Annotated in this window: 14 protein-coding genes; 8 read left to right on the forward strand and 6 right to left on the reverse strand. The window is 62.0% G+C overall.

Features of this window, described 5'->3' with window-relative positions:
* Together VFL62_RS19950 and VFL62_RS19955 are read right to left on the reverse strand one after the other, a co-directional pair.
* The coding region (locus tag VFL62_RS19950; RefSeq protein WP_325174104.1) for an ABC transporter substrate-binding protein at positions 1-856 on the reverse strand (856 nt) is incomplete at its 3' end.
* Positions 857-914: 58 nt separating this feature from the next.
* Positions 915-1,976 (reverse strand): sn-glycerol-3-phosphate ABC transporter ATP-binding protein UgpC, encoded by a 1,062-nt coding sequence (locus VFL62_RS19955; protein WP_325174105.1) that lies wholly within the window; start codon positions 1,974-1,976, stop codon positions 915-917.
* 217 nt (positions 1,977-2,193) lie between these two features.
* Between VFL62_RS19955 and VFL62_RS19960 the strand changes: the two genes are divergently transcribed.
* The 6 genes from VFL62_RS19960 (at position 2,194) to VFL62_RS19985 (ending at position 7,386) form a co-directional block, all read left to right on the forward strand.
* Entirely contained in the window at positions 2,194-4,002 is a 1,809-nt protein-coding gene (locus tag VFL62_RS19960) for an IlvD/Edd family dehydratase (protein WP_325174106.1), read from the forward strand.
* 140 nt (positions 4,003-4,142) lie between these two features.
* Positions 4,143-4,877 (forward strand): SDR family oxidoreductase, encoded by a 735-nt coding sequence (locus VFL62_RS19965; protein WP_325174107.1) that lies wholly within the window; start codon positions 4,143-4,145, stop codon positions 4,875-4,877.
* Positions 4,878-5,015: 138 nt separating this feature from the next.
* Complete coding sequence (locus tag VFL62_RS19970) at positions 5,016-5,762, forward strand: SDR family NAD(P)-dependent oxidoreductase (protein WP_325174108.1); 747 nt, start codon at positions 5,016-5,018, stop codon at positions 5,760-5,762.
* A 9-nt stretch (positions 5,763-5,771) separates the two neighbouring features.
* Positions 5,772-6,161 (forward strand): GFA family protein, encoded by a 390-nt coding sequence (locus VFL62_RS19975; protein WP_325174109.1) that lies wholly within the window; start codon positions 5,772-5,774, stop codon positions 6,159-6,161.
* A gap of 66 nt (positions 6,162-6,227) precedes the next feature.
* On the forward strand, positions 6,228-6,908 hold the full coding sequence (locus VFL62_RS19980) for a site-2 protease family protein (protein WP_325174116.1): 681 nt from the start codon (positions 6,228-6,230) through the stop codon (positions 6,906-6,908).
* Positions 6,909-6,978: 70 nt separating this feature from the next.
* Positions 6,979-7,386 (forward strand): hypothetical protein, encoded by a 408-nt coding sequence (locus VFL62_RS19985; protein WP_325174117.1) that lies wholly within the window; start codon positions 6,979-6,981, stop codon positions 7,384-7,386.
* A gap of 54 nt (positions 7,387-7,440) precedes the next feature.
* Here VFL62_RS19985 and VFL62_RS19990 read toward each other — a convergent pair whose 3' ends face one another.
* The 4 genes from VFL62_RS19990 to VFL62_RS20005 form a co-directional block, all read right to left on the reverse strand.
* On the reverse strand, positions 7,441-8,232 hold the full coding sequence (locus VFL62_RS19990) for a TonB family protein (protein ID WP_325174110.1): 792 nt from the start codon (positions 8,230-8,232) through the stop codon (positions 7,441-7,443).
* A 4-nt stretch (positions 8,233-8,236) separates the two neighbouring features.
* Positions 8,237-8,707, reverse strand: coding sequence for a TonB system transport protein ExbD (exbD, locus tag VFL62_RS19995; protein WP_325174111.1), 471 nt, complete (start codon positions 8,705-8,707; stop codon positions 8,237-8,239).
* A 16-nt stretch (positions 8,708-8,723) separates the two neighbouring features.
* Positions 8,724-9,617 carry a tonB-system energizer ExbB gene (exbB, locus tag VFL62_RS20000; protein WP_325174112.1) on the reverse strand — a complete coding sequence of 298 codons (894 nt, stop codon included), beginning with the start codon at positions 9,615-9,617 and terminating at the stop codon, positions 8,724-8,726.
* Between the two features lie 212 nt (positions 9,618-9,829).
* Positions 9,830-10,291 carry a MarR family transcriptional regulator gene (locus tag VFL62_RS20005; protein ID WP_325174113.1) on the reverse strand — a complete coding sequence of 154 codons (462 nt, stop codon included), beginning with the start codon at positions 10,289-10,291 and terminating at the stop codon, positions 9,830-9,832.
* 151 nt (positions 10,292-10,442) lie between these two features.
* On the opposite strand from VFL62_RS20005, the gene VFL62_RS20010 reads away from it, so the two are divergent.
* Together VFL62_RS20010 and VFL62_RS20015 are read left to right on the forward strand one after the other, a co-directional pair.
* Complete coding sequence (locus VFL62_RS20010; RefSeq protein ID WP_325174114.1) at positions 10,443-11,612, forward strand: efflux RND transporter periplasmic adaptor subunit; 1,170 nt, start codon at positions 10,443-10,445, stop codon at positions 11,610-11,612.
* Positions 11,609-13,345 (forward strand): efflux RND transporter permease subunit (locus VFL62_RS20015; RefSeq protein WP_325174115.1); only part of this gene is annotated, 1,737 nt, incomplete at its 3' end. The genes VFL62_RS20010 and VFL62_RS20015, both read left to right, overlap by 4 nt.

A 13,345-nucleotide genomic window follows, 5' to 3' on the forward strand; every position in this document is an offset into this window, starting at 1 on the left:
TCGAGATGCCGTTGACGGTCAGGTAGAGCTGGCCGGCCAGGAAGGCCTTGTTGTTGGAACTGTCGTTCCAGGACGCGGTGCCCGGAATGAAGTTGTCATAGAGGCCCTTGACGTATTCGAGCGCTTTCGCGGTCTCCGGCGAATTGATGACGACCTTGTTGTTGGCGTCGATCAGGTTGCCGCCATGCGCCCACAACGCCCAGTGCAGCCAGGTATTGGCGTCGCCCGAGGCGTGGCCGACCGCCATGCCGGCCGGCGTTCCGTTCTTGTTGAGACCTTTGACGAGATCCGCGAAGCCGGCGAGATCCTTCGGAAACTCCTTGTGACCTGCCTTTTCCATCGCCGAGATGCGGTAGTTCATCAGCGCGCCGGTGGCCGCGACGGGAACGCCGATCCATTTGCCTTCGTAGATGCCGTAGGCCTCGCCCGACTTGGTCCAGCCGCCGCCCTTCTGGCCGAGGTAGGTGGCGACGTCGGTCATATCGAGGCACTTGCTCGGGAACAGGAATGGCAGCGAGTAAAGCCCCCACACCAGGTCGAGGCCCTGCCCGGTATTGGCCGCCACCGACGCCTTAGGCTGCAGATCGTCGTAGGACTCATTGGAGACGTTGATGGTGACGCCCGTCGCTTTCTGAAAGGCGTCGACGATCTTCATGAACGCCACGTCTTCGGACTCGACGAAACGCTTCCAGCGCAACAGGTTGATCTTGGCGCCGGCCTCCGGCTTCCACTGCGACGTCTGCGCCCACGCCTTGGCATAGCCGAGCAGTTGCTCGGCCGACATGGTGGCCGCCGTTGCCAGAAGGCCGCCGCCCGCTTTGAGCAGCGAGCGCCGATCCGGTGTGAAACTATTCATGCCCTCTTCTCCCTTCTTGATTGGTGATTGGCTCGTTCATCGGCCAAGTATGCCGGCCTTAAAGTCGCTTGCCGGTAGCCTCGTCGAACAAATGCACCAGCGACGGATTCGGCTTCAGCCGAACTTTGTCGCCGGGGTTGAACTGGTGACGCTCGCGGAACACCGCGACCACCTGTTCGCCGCCGAGATTGGCGAACAGCTGCGTCTCCGATCCGGTCGGCTCGACCACCACGATTTCGGCCTCCGCGCCATCATCGGCGATCGTGAAATGCTCCGGCCGCACGCCATAAACCGCGGGCCTGCCGTCGGAATTGGCCGGCGCGTTCGCGAGCGGGAGCTTGACGCCGTTAGGCCCCTCGAAGATGGCGCTGCCATTGGCCTTGACCTTGCCTTTGATGAAATTCATCGCCGGCGAGCCGATGAAGCTCGCGACGAACTGGTTGTCCGGCTTGTCGTAGAGTTCGAGCGGCGAGCCGATCTGTTCGACGATGCCGTCATGCATCACCACGATCTTGTCGGCCATGGTCATGGCCTCGATCTGGTCGTGGGTGACGTAGACCGTCGTGGTCTTTAGCCGCTGATGCAGTTCCTTGATCTCGGTGCGCATCGCGACGCGCAATTTCGCGTCGAGGTTCGACAACGGCTCGTCGAACAGGAACACCTGCGGATCGCGCACGATGGCGCGGCCCATCGCCACGCGCTGACGCTGGCCGCCGGAGAGTTGCCGCGGGTAACGGTCGAGCAGCGGGGTCAGCGCCAGGATCTCGGCTGCGCGCGCCACACCCTTCTTGATCTCGTCCGGATTGGCGCCGCGCAGCTTCAGCGAGAATCCCATGTTGTCGGCGACGGTCATATGCGGATAAAGCGCATAGTTCTGGAACACCATCGCGATATCGCGCTCTTTGGGCTGGACATTGTTGACGACGCGGTCGCCGATCGAGATCGTGCCGGAGGTGATGTTCTCCAACCCCGCGAGCATCCGCAGCAAGGTCGATTTGCCACAGCCGGAGGGACCGACCAGCACGACAAAGGCGCCGTCCTCGATCGGGATCGTGACGCCGTGCAAAACCTCAAAGCCGCCAAACGATTTCCGCACGTCGCGGATCTGCACAGACGACATCAATTTCCTCCCAAACAGCCTTTCCGACCCGCGCTACCTATCCGACGGGCCCGATTTAAGGGCGTCATATCAGACTTTTGCTGACGTGTCCTTGGATCAAAGTCGTAGACAGCGGCCTTAACGCCGTGACATTGCGAAGCTGATCTCGACATGCGAAATAGAGTGCCCATCAAGAGATAACGCACAAAATTAAGGCGTGTGCGCTGCGGGAGAAACCATGAACAAGCCGCTAACCGGCGTCACCAGGCGCAAGCTCCGTTCGAGCGAGTGGTTCAACAACCCCCATAACCCCGGGATGACCGCGCTCTACCTGGAGCGCTACCTCAATTATGGCCTGACCCGGGAAGAATTGCAGTCCGGCAAGCCGATTATCGGCATCGCCCAGACCGGAAACGATCTGTCGCCCTGCAACCGGCATCATATCGAGTTGGCGCATCGGGTGCGCGAAGGCATCCGGGCCGCCGGCGGCATCGCGATGGAATTCCCGATGCACCCGATCCAGGAGACCGGAAAGCGTCCGACGGCGGCCTTGGACCGCAACCTCGCTTACCTCGGCCTCGTCGAAGTTCTATTCGGCTATCCGCTGGACGGCGTGGTGCTGACCACCGGCTGCGACAAAACCACACCGGCCTGCCTGATGGCCGCCGCCACGGTCAACCTGCCCGCCATCGTATTGTCCGGCGGTCCGATGCTGAACGGCTGGCATCAGGGCCAGCGCACGGGCTCCGGCACCGTGGTGTGGAAGGCCCGCGAGCAGCTCGCGGCCGGCGAGATCGATTATGAGCAGTTCATGACCATCGTGGCGTCCTCGGCGCCGTCGGTCGGCCACTGCAACACCATGGGGACGGCCTCGACCATGAACGCGCTGGCCGAAGCGCTCGGGATGTCCCTGCCCGGCTGCGCCGCGATCCCGGCGCCTTATCGCGAGCGAGGCCAGATCGCCTACGAGACAGGAAAACGCATCGTCGGCATGGTCTGGGAGGATCTGAAGCCCTCCGATATCCTGACCCGAAAGGCGTTCGAGAACTGCATCGTCGTCAATTCGGCGATCGGCGGTTCGACCAATGCGCCGATCCATATCAACGCGCTTGCGCGCCATATCGGCGTGGAACTTTCGATCGACGATTGGCAGAAATTCGGCCACGACGTTCCGCTGCTCGTCAACATGCAGCCGGCCGGCTTCTATCTTGGCGAGGAGTTTCACCGCGCCGGCGGCGTGCCGGCGGTGGTGCGCGAATTGATGAAGGCCAAGCGCATCCACGAAGATGCGGTCACGGTGAACGGTCACGCCATGGGCGACAATTGCCGCGAGGCCGCCAAGCCCGACGGCGACGTGATCTTCAGCTACGATAAGCCGCTGGTGAAGGATGCCGGCTTCATTGTCCTGCGCGGCAATCTCTTCGATTCCGCGATCATGAAGACCAGCGTCATCTCAAAGGAATTCCGCGAGCGCTACCTGGTCAACCCGAAGGACCCGAATGCCTTCGAAGGCCGCGCCATCGTGTTCGAAGGGCCGGAGGACTATCACGCGCGGATCGACGATCCCAAACTCGATATCGACGAGCACTGTATCCTGTTCGTGCGCGGCACCGGCCCAATCGGTTATCCCGGCGGCGCCGAGGTTGTGAACATGCAGCCTCCGGCCGCCCTGATCAAACGCGGCATCCTGTCCCTGCCCTGCATCGGCGACGGCCGGCAATCCGGCACCTCCGGCTCGCCCTCGATCCTCAACGCTTCGCCGGAAGCCGCCGCCGATGGCGGCCTTGCGATCCTCAAGACCGGCGACAAGGTTCGCATCGACCTCAACAAGGGCAGCGCCAATATCCTGATTTCCGACGGAGAGCTGCAAAAGCGGCGCGCGGAATTGAAGGCCAAAGGGGGTTTCCCCTATCCGCCGAGCCAGACGCCATGGCAGGAAATCTATCGCTCAACGGTCGGCCAGCAATCGACCGGCGCCTGCATGGAGCTCGCCACGCGCTACCACAACGTTGCCGGCACCTTCGGTGTCGCGCGAGATAATCACTAAACAAGTCGTCATTCCGGGGTGGTCCGAGCGACAAAATTGATATTCAATTTTGCGCCGAGGACCAGACCCGGAATCTCGAGATTCCGGGTTCGATGCTGCGCATCGCCCCGGAATGACGAACAGATCGAAGGGAGAAAACCATGTCTGACCGCCTGAAAGGCAAGCGCGCTTTCGTCACCGCGGCGGCCGCCGGGATCGGCCGCGCCTCGGCAATTGCCTTTGCGCGCGAAGGCGCATCCGTTTTTGCCACCGACATCGACGAAAAGGGATTGGCGACATTGGCCGCCGAGGGCATCAAGGAGGTTGCGCGCCTCGATGCCAGAAGCAGCGCAGATGTCGCCGCCATGGCCAAGCGCGTCGGGCCTGTCGACATCCTGCTGAACGCCGCCGGCTTCGTGCACCACGGCACCGTGCTCGAATGCTCCGATGAGGATTGGGATTTTTCCTTCGACCTCAACGTCAAGTCGATGCACCGGACGATCCGAAACTTCCTGCCGCTGATGCTGGAGCGTGGCGGCGGCTCGATTGTCAACATCTCGTCGGCTGCCGGCGTCTTCAAAGCCGCGCCGAACCGCTATGTCTATGGCGCCACCAAAGCCGCCGTCGCCGCGTTGACGCGGGCCGTTGCCGCCGATTTCATCACCAAGGGCATCCGCTGTAATTGCATTTGTCCCGGCACGATCGAGACGCCCTCGATGCTCGGCCGCGCGGTGGCCGCAGGCCCCGGCGGGCGGGAGGCGTTCATCGCGCGACAGCCGATGGGCCGGCTCGGCACCGCGGAAGAGATCGCGATGCTCGCGGTCTATCTCGCCAGCGATGAAAGCGCGTTCACGACTGGCGTTGCCCACATCATCGACGGCGGCTGGACGCTGTAATCGTCGACTAAATCAATCAACGTGATTGCGAGGAGCGAGGCGACGAAGCAGTCCAGACTTCTTCCTTTGGCGCTGGATTGCTTTGCTTTGCTTCGCTTCGCTCGCAACGACAGGCAGAATCGAGAAGGAAACGCCATCATGAACAAGATCGATCTGAACAGCCGTTGCGCCGTCGTCACCGGCGGGGCGCAGGGCTTTGGCCGCGCCATTACCGAACGCTTCGTTGCCTCCGGCGCCAAGGTCGCGATCTGGGACCACGATCAGCCTTTGGCCGAAAAGACCGCCAAGGAAATCGGCAGCAGCGTCATTGCCGTCAAGGTCGACGTCTCCGATCTCGCGGCGGTCGAGAAAGCGCGAGAGGAAACGCTGAAGGCCTTCGGCAAGATCGACATTTTCGTCAACAATGCCGGCATTGCCGGTATCAACAAGACGGTCTGGGAAACCGACTTCGAGGAATGGCGCAAGGTACTGCGCATCAATCTCGACGGCCCCTTCGTCTGCTGCAAGGCCATCGTACCCACGATGATCAAGCAGAACTACGGGCGCATCGTGAACATCGCTTCCATCGCCGGCAAGGAAGGCAATCCGAACGCGGCGCACTACTCGGCCTCGAAAGCGGGATTGATTGCGCTGACCAAGTCGCTCGGCAAGGAGCTTGCGAAATACGACATCATGGTCAATGCGGTGACGCCGGCCGCGGCCAAAACCGCGATCTTCGACCAGATGACGCAGCAGCACATCGATTTCATGCTGTCGAAGATTCCGAAAAACCGCTTCGTGCTGGTCGAAGAACTCGCCGCGCTTGCCGCCTGGCTTGCTTCCGAGGACTGCTCGTTCTCGACCGGCGCGGTGTTCGATATCTCTGGCGGCCGCGCGACGTATTAGGAACACGCGATGACCCGGGAGGGCGGCTGTCTCTGCGGCGCGGTTCGCTTCAGCTGCGAGGGCGAACCGATCAACGTGCGCGTCTGCCACTGCCGCAACTGCCAGAAGGCGATGGGTTCGCCCTTCTTTGCGCGCGCGCTCTATGACCAGGGCGCCATCACGGTCAAAGGCGAGACCGGCCGCTACCTGTCCTCAGATCACCTTGAGCGGGTTTTCTGCCAGACGTGCGGCACACGCCTGTTCTCCTGGCGCCGCAACGGCACGGCGGCCGGCGTGGCGCTTGCCACCTTTGACGACCGCAACGCCTTTGCGCCGACGGAGCATATCTGGGTATCGGAAAAAATCAGCTGGGTCAGGCTGGATGACGGTCTGCCGCAACATCCGGAGGGTCCGGTTTAGACCCTGTTTACTTCCGAACGTGGTAGCGTGAGGCAGAAGATGAGTCTGCCGTCCGGAACCGCGCCAGTGAACGCCTCCCTCTATGACTTCTCCGTCTGGGTCTTGCCGCTGGTGATCGCCATCACCTTCCATGAGGCGGCGCACGGCTTTGTCGCTCACCGGCTCGGCGATGATACCGCCTACAAGCTTGGCCGCGTCAGCTTCAACCCGATCCGGCATATCGATCCCTTCGGCACGCTAATGATGCCGGCGATCCTCTTGATGGCGCATTCGCCGTTCCTGTTCGGCTACGCCAAACCGGTGCCGGTGAATTTTCGCCTGCTTCGCAATCCGCGGATCGGCATGATCCTGGTGGCGCTGGCCGGTCCCGCCACCAACATTGCGCTGGCGCTGCTCGCCGCCGTCGCGTTCCACCTGCTGGACTTGGCCCCGGCCAGTTCGGCGCAGTGGGTTGCGGACAACCTGAAAAACGCGCTTCTGATCAACGTGATCCTCGCGGTTTTCAACATGATGCCTATTCCGCCGCTGGACGGCGGACGGGTGGCGGTCGGGCTTTTGCCGAGAGCGCTGGCTCTGCCGCTCTCGCGGTTGGAACCGTTCGGGATGCTGATCCTGATCAGCTTGTTGATCGTGCTTCCGCTGGCCGGTTCGCAGTTCGGTCTAAATCTTGATGTTATTTCGAAGATATTGCGAACGCTGACCGGTTATGTGCTCGCGGTGATTCTCATCGTCACCGGAAACGCCTAACCTCCAACCTTCGCCGCGCCGCCAAGAGCAGCCGCTAAAAGCCGAGGCCATTTTGATCAAAGCAGCCGACATGATGATCGCGCGACGCGCCGATACCAGGGCAAGGGCGGATTTCGCCACCTGGACCATGATGGCCAAGCTGAACGGAACCTCCGCCCTGCCGCCGGCCGCGCAAAGCTTCCTCGAGCGCTACAAGACGCTATTGAAAGAAAAGAATGAAGCCGAGGCATCCGAGGCCATCATCCTGCTCATCTATCAGAGCTACTATGAGGAGATGGGCGGCGCAGGCCAGGCACCCGAGGTCAAGCCGAGGCCATCCACGGCGAGCACAAGCGACAACGTGACCGCTTTCAAGCGCCCGCCGGCACAGCGGCCGAAGACGGCGGGCGGACCGCAGCAAAAATCAAAGCTGCCGGTTGCCCTGATCTTCGCCTGCCTGGTCGTGGTCTATACGGCGTTCCGGTATCTCTGGCGCTGAGGCTCTCACGGCCGCGCTGTCCGGGCCGGATACGGGCAAGCGCTCGCACCCAGGTTATTTCCGGCCGTTGAAATTGACATCCAGATTATAGGCGAAACTGTCGTCGGTCAGCGACGCCGGCGGACGCGGCACCGGATCGGAGCGGCGGATCATGTCGAGGGCGGCTTCGTCGAACAGCGGATCGCCCGAGGTTTCGGCCACCGCAAGCGACACCACATGGCCGAGCCGGTTGAGCACGAGACTGACCTTGACCTTGGCGGCCTTGATCTTTTCGGTCTTCGGATAGCGCTTGTGCAACTCGAAATAGGCGCTGATCTGCCTTGCCCATTTGGCGGTAAGCATCTGCTTGTCCTTGCCGATGCCGAGATTTGGCGCCGCCGCCGCGTTGGCCTCGCGCGCGCCTTCGATGTGCTGGCGGGCGCTGGCTTCCTGCGCCACCGATTGCTGTGAGGCCGCGGTCTGCACGGCCTCGGTTTTCGGATCGTCGTCGGTCGGCTTCTTCTGCTCGTTTGTCGTCACGACGCGGTCGGGATCGTCGCTCTCCTTCGGCATCTCCTTTGGCAAATCGGTCGGCTTGACCTCGGCCTTCTGTTCGGCGAGCGCGGGCGACGCCACCGAGGCATCGGCGTCGGGTCCCGGAGGCAACTCGGTCTCTTCGGCTGTCGGCGACTCCAGATCGACGCCGATCGCGCTCGCGTTGAAACCGAGCCCGTCATCGGCATCGTCGCTCGGGTGCAGGTGCGCCAAGGCGAGCGCGGCACCGGCAACGTGCAGCGACAGCGCGGCGAATGCCGCGATCGTCCAGAGCCGCCACGTCGGCCGTTGTTCCTGCGCGAACTCGCTCATTCCATCAGGGCCTTGCCGCTCCAGATGCGGGGGCTTGCGTGGGCGCATCCGGAACGCCTTCCAGCGTCACCAGCTTCATCCGGTAATTGCCGCGGCGCAATAGCTCCAGCACGTCCATCAGATCGCCGTAAGCGACGCCACGATCGGCGCGCACGAACACCAGCCGTTCCGGATTGGACTCGGCGGTGGCATCGAGCGCCGCAACCAGATCGGCGCGCTTGACTTGCTTTTCGCCGATCGCGAGCGTCAGGTCCGGCTTGATGCTGACGTAAGTCGGCTTGTCCGGCTTCTTCTGCGGCGTTGCGGTCGATGACGGCAGATCGATCGGCAGATCGACCGTCGATAGCGGCGCGGCCACCATGAAAATGATCAGCAATACGAGCATGACATCGATGAACGGGGTGACGTTGATCTCGTGCGTCTCGGCGAAATCGGCATCGTCATCGAGATCGTTGTCGGCGATCGAAACGGCCATGGATGTTAACTCCGTCCTACTCCGCAGCGCGCGAGCCGACGCGGCCGTTGGAACTGACGTGGGTGCGGTCGAGGTCGCGCGACAGCAACCGCCCCGCCGCGCCCGAGGAGCGGCTGACCAGCTCAAGATACCCCTTCGTCATACGCGCGAAGTGGTTGTAGATGATGACGGCCGGAATGGCCGCGACAAGACCGATGGCAGTGGCGAGCAACGCCTCGGCGATACCGGGGGCAACGACCGCAAGGTTGGTGGTCTGCGACTTCGAAATTCCGATGAAGCTGTTCATGATGCCCCATACCGTACCGAACAGCCCGACAAAGGGTGAGGTCGCGCCAATGGTGGCCAGCACGCCCATACCGAGCCGGATGCGGCGCGATTCCGCCCGAGCAATTTCGGAAAAGCTCGATGCGGCGCGTTCCTTCACCCCGGCATCGCTGGAAATGCCCGCCGACAGCCGCGCCTCTCGCATCGCCGCCGACAGAAACGACGACAGGATGGTGCCGCTCGATCCGAGCGCGAACTGCGCCTCAGCCAGCGACCTTGAATCAGCGATTTTGCGCAGGGCTCCACGCAGCCGGCTTTGAACGATCGTGAGCTCCACCATCTTTGCGATGAACACGGTCCACGTCGCCAGCGAGGCAAAGGCGAGGCCGATCATCACCGCCTTGACGATGATGTCGGCCGAAAGAAACATCGACCAGGGCGACAGCTCGCGCAGAACAGGCCGGGAGGCCTTCGCCTCGGCGGCGTTGTCAGTCGGCACCAGATTGGTTGAAGCGCCGGCTGGCTGGGCGGTGGTCGCGGTTGAGACCTTCGGATCTGACGCGGCGGAATTCTGCTGAGCGAACGCTGCCGGCCCGAGCGACAGCAACGTCAGAACCGCTGCAATTTTAAGGATGACTCTAAACATTCGCGACTTCCCGGGCCTCATGCTGACCCGTTGCTTGAAGAGCATTTCACGGGCGTCGTCGAGTAGCTTACGCGTGAGTTAGATGAATTCCATCTGCGGGTTACAGCCTGGCGCGAAGGCACAACTTAATCCCGAAAAAATCGGGAAAAATCCCGGGTCGGGCGCGGTGTCACCGATCGGCGGAGGCTCGCATCGCGATTGCCCGGCGGCGGCTACTTGGCGGCGATACCGCCCGCAGGTTCGCCCAGGCTCTTGATCCTATCCTTGACCTCGCGCAAAGCCTTGAGGCTCGTTTCGATGCTAGCGGCCGGCATCCCCTGCAACACGTCGGTCGCGATCGCATCGCGCAGGCTGTCGAGATCGTCGGCAAGCCGTCGTCCCGAGGGCGTCAGGAACAGGCGGTTGGCTCGCCGGTCCCGGGGGTCGCTGCGGCGCTCCACCAGGCCATGCTCGACCAGGCGGTCGAGCAGGCGCACCAGCGAAATCGGCTGCAGCTCGAGCACCTCCGCCAGATCCACCTGCGACAGCCCCTCCTGCTCGCGCAGGCGAAACAGCACAATCCATTGCGCGCGCGTGGTGCCGCGAGACTTGGCGCGATGATCGACGTAGTTGCGCAAGATCCGCGAACTCTCGATCAATTGGGTAATGAACTGCTTCTTCAGATCGAGTGACATTAGGGTGCAAAACGCCCCGGGGATTGCCAATTGTTTAGGATTCTCAAGCCATAGTGTGTTTACACATTAAGTGCACGCGTATTATATATGAAGTCTCTATGAACCATAGGGAAGACTCGCTACTTATATTTTTTTGAATCTGCAGGCCGACATGAAAAAATCGCGGACAACGCGTTGGATTTTGCTGGCCTTGGTCGTCGCTGGCGCAGGCTATTTCGGCTGGCAGCGCTTCCATGGCGAAAATCATGAAACAGCGGCAAACAATGCGCAGAAGAACACGCCGCGACCGGTGCGCGTGAGCATTGCCACAGTCGAAAAGGCGGATTTTCCGGTCTACCTGACCAGCCTTGGAACCGTTCAAGCCTTCAACACCGTTCAAGTTCGGTCGCGCGTCGATGGCGAGATCGTCAAGATCGCCTTTACCGAAGGCCAGTTCGTCAAGCAGGGCGATCTTTTGACCAAGATCGACCCCCGACCCTATCAGGCCGCGCTCGATCAGGCGAAAGCCAAGAAGGAGCAGGACGAGGCCAACCTCGCCAATGTCAATCTGGACTTGCAGCGCTACGTCAAGCTCGGCGAGTTCGCCACGCGCCAACAGCTCGATACCCAGCGATCCAGTGTCTCGCAGTTGACAGCGCAGATCGCCGCCGATGCCGCCGCGATCGACAACGCACAGACCCAGCTCGACTACACCGACATCAAGGCGCCGATTTCGGGCGTTGTCGGCCTCCGGCAGGTCGACGTCGGTAATATCGTCAACGCCGCGGCCCAGACCGGGATCGTCACCATCACGCAAGTCGAACCAATCGCCGTGATCTTCACCGCGCCGGAAGACCAGTTGCCCGACATCAAGGGTGCGCAGGGTGCAACCCCGCTCAAGACCATTGCGATCACCACCGACGGCAAGCGGCCGCTGGCGGAAGGCACGCTGGCGGTGGTGAACAACCAGGTCGATTCGACCAGCGGTACGATCCGCCTCAAGGCCGTCTTCGAGAACAAGGATCACGCGCTGTGGCCCGGCCAATCCGTCTCAACGCGTCTTCTGATCCGCACCATGAAGGATGCGACCGTGGTTCCGGACGACGCGGTCCAGCATGGCAATGACGGCCTCTATGTCTATACGGTCGATCGGAACAACAAGGCCGAGTTGCGAAAGGTGAAAGTAAGCCAGTCGATCGATGGACGCTCCGTGATCGAAAGCGGCTTGGCGCCGGGTCAGCGGGTTATCGTCAGCGGCCAGTTCAAGGTTCAGCCGGGCACGCTCGTCAGCACTGCCGTGGCCAGTTCCGATCCGGCACAGCCGAAGGCGCAGTCGGAATGAGCGAGGGTACTCAACGGGGAATTTCCGCTCCCTTCATCAGGTACCCCATCGGCACCTCGCTGATGATGGCTGGCATTCTGTTTGTGGGTCTCGTCGCCTATCCGCTGCTCCCGGTAGCTCCGCTGCCGCAAGTCGACTTTCCGACGATCCAGATTACCGCGCAATTGCCCGGCGCGAGCCCCGAAACGATGGCCTCCTCGGTCGCGCAGCCGCTGGAACGGCAGTTTGCGCAAATTCCCGGCATCGCCCAGATGACCTCGACGAGTTATCTCGGCACCACGTCCATCACCATCCAGTTTGACCTCAACCGCAATATCGATGGAGCCGCCAACGACGTGCTCGCCGGCATCAATGGCGCAGGCGGCCAGTTGCCCAAGAATCTCCCGACGCCGCCGACGTACCGCAAGGTCAATCCGGCGGACTCGCCGATCCTGTTGCTGTCGGCGACCTCCGACACCCTGCCGCTCACCACGGTCAGCGACTCCGTCGACGCCCAGCTCGCCCAGCAGATCAGCCAGATCTCGGGCGTGGCCCAGGTCACGATTGGCGGTCAGCAAAAGCCCTCGATCCGCATTCAGGTCGATCCGGCAAAATTGGTGGCCAAGGGCCTGTCGCTCGAGGATGTGCGCAGCCAGATCGCCATCACCACGGTGGACAGCCCCAAAGGCAATATCGACGGCGAGAAGCGCGCGTTCACCATCTACGCCAACGACCAGATGCTGGATTCCAAAGATTGGAACGACGTCATCATCGCCTATCGCAACGGCGGTCCGCTGCGAATTCGCGACATCGGCCAAGCCGTGACGGGGCCGGAAGATGCGAAGCAAGCGGCTTGGGCCAATGGCCAGCGCGGCGTTTTTCTGGTTGTTTTCAAGCAGCCCGGCGCCAACGTCATCGACACCGTCGACAAGATCAAGGCACAGTTGCCGCGCCTGATCGCCGCGATCCCGCCCGCCATCAACATCAAGATCATCAGCGATCGCACGCTCACCATCCGCGCGGCGGTCGAGGACGTGCAGATCACGCTGCTGATCACGATTTTCCTCGTCATCATGGTGATCTTCGTCTTCCTGCGCAGCTTCTGGGCGACGGTCATTCCGGCGATCACGGTGCCGCTCGCATTGCTCGGCGCCTGCGCCCTGATGTGGGTCGCCGGCTACACGCTCGACAACCTGTCGCTGATGGCGCTGACCATCGCGGTCGGCTTCGTGGTCGACGACGCCATCGTGATGCTGGAGAACATCACGCGCTATGTCGAGCACGGCGAACGGCCGATGGCCGCCGCCTTCAAGGGCGCCAGTGAGATCGGCTTCACCATCGTCTCGATCAGCGTTTCTCTGGTGGCGGTTCTGATTCCGCTGCTGTTGATGGGCGGGGTGATCGGCCGTCTGTTCCGCGAGTTCGCCGTCGTGCTGGCGATGACCATCTTCGTGTCGATGATGGTCTCGCTGACCTTGACCCCGATGATGGCTTCCCGCTTCCTGCGCTCGCATCAAGAGGCCAGACACGGACGGTTCTACCAGTGGAGCGAACGGCTGTTCGACCGGATGCTGCACGCCTACGAGCGCGGGCTAGATCACGCGCTGGACTGGAAACGAACCACCCTTTTCATCTTCTTCTGCACGGTCGCACTCTCGGTCTATCTCTTCACCATCATCCCGAAGGGCTTCTTCCCGCAGCAGGACAACGGCTTTCTGACCGGCGTGTCGGAGGCCTCGCAGGACATCTCCTTC

The sequence above is a fragment of the Bradyrhizobium sp. genome (assembly GCF_035701725.1).
Lineage (GTDB): Bacteria > Pseudomonadota > Alphaproteobacteria > Rhizobiales > Xanthobacteraceae > Bradyrhizobium.

What these genes read in the sequence shown, in the direction of transcription:
- VFL62_RS20010 (WP_325174114.1), top strand. Translation starts at nt 10,443, where the DNA reads ATGAAAAAATCGCGGACAACGCGTTGGATTTTGCTGGCCTTGGTCGTC.
- VFL62_RS19975 (WP_325174109.1), top strand. Translation starts at nt 5,772, where the DNA reads ATGACCCGGGAGGGCGGCTGTCTCTGCGGCGCGGTTCGCTTCAGCTGC.
- VFL62_RS19960 (WP_325174106.1), top strand. Translation starts at nt 2,194, where the DNA reads ATGAACAAGCCGCTAACCGGCGTCACCAGGCGCAAGCTCCGTTCGAGC.
- exbB (WP_325174112.1), bottom strand. Translation starts at nt 9,617, where the DNA reads ATGTTTAGAGTCATCCTTAAAATTGCAGCGGTTCTGACGTTGCTGTCG.
- VFL62_RS19990 (WP_325174110.1), bottom strand. Translation starts at nt 8,232, where the DNA reads ATGAGCGAGTTCGCGCAGGAACAACGGCCGACGTGGCGGCTCTGGACG.
- VFL62_RS19985 (WP_325174117.1), top strand. Translation starts at nt 6,979, where the DNA reads ATGATGATCGCGCGACGCGCCGATACCAGGGCAAGGGCGGATTTCGCC.
- VFL62_RS19955 (WP_325174105.1), bottom strand. Translation starts at nt 1,976, where the DNA reads ATGTCGTCTGTGCAGATCCGCGACGTGCGGAAATCGTTTGGCGGCTTT.
- exbD (WP_325174111.1), bottom strand. Translation starts at nt 8,707, where the DNA reads ATGGCCGTTTCGATCGCCGACAACGATCTCGATGACGATGCCGATTTC.
- VFL62_RS20005 (WP_325174113.1), bottom strand. Translation starts at nt 10,291, where the DNA reads ATGTCACTCGATCTGAAGAAGCAGTTCATTACCCAATTGATCGAGAGT.
- VFL62_RS19970 (WP_325174108.1), top strand. Translation starts at nt 5,016, where the DNA reads ATGAACAAGATCGATCTGAACAGCCGTTGCGCCGTCGTCACCGGCGGG.
- VFL62_RS19965 (WP_325174107.1), top strand. Translation starts at nt 4,143, where the DNA reads ATGTCTGACCGCCTGAAAGGCAAGCGCGCTTTCGTCACCGCGGCGGCC.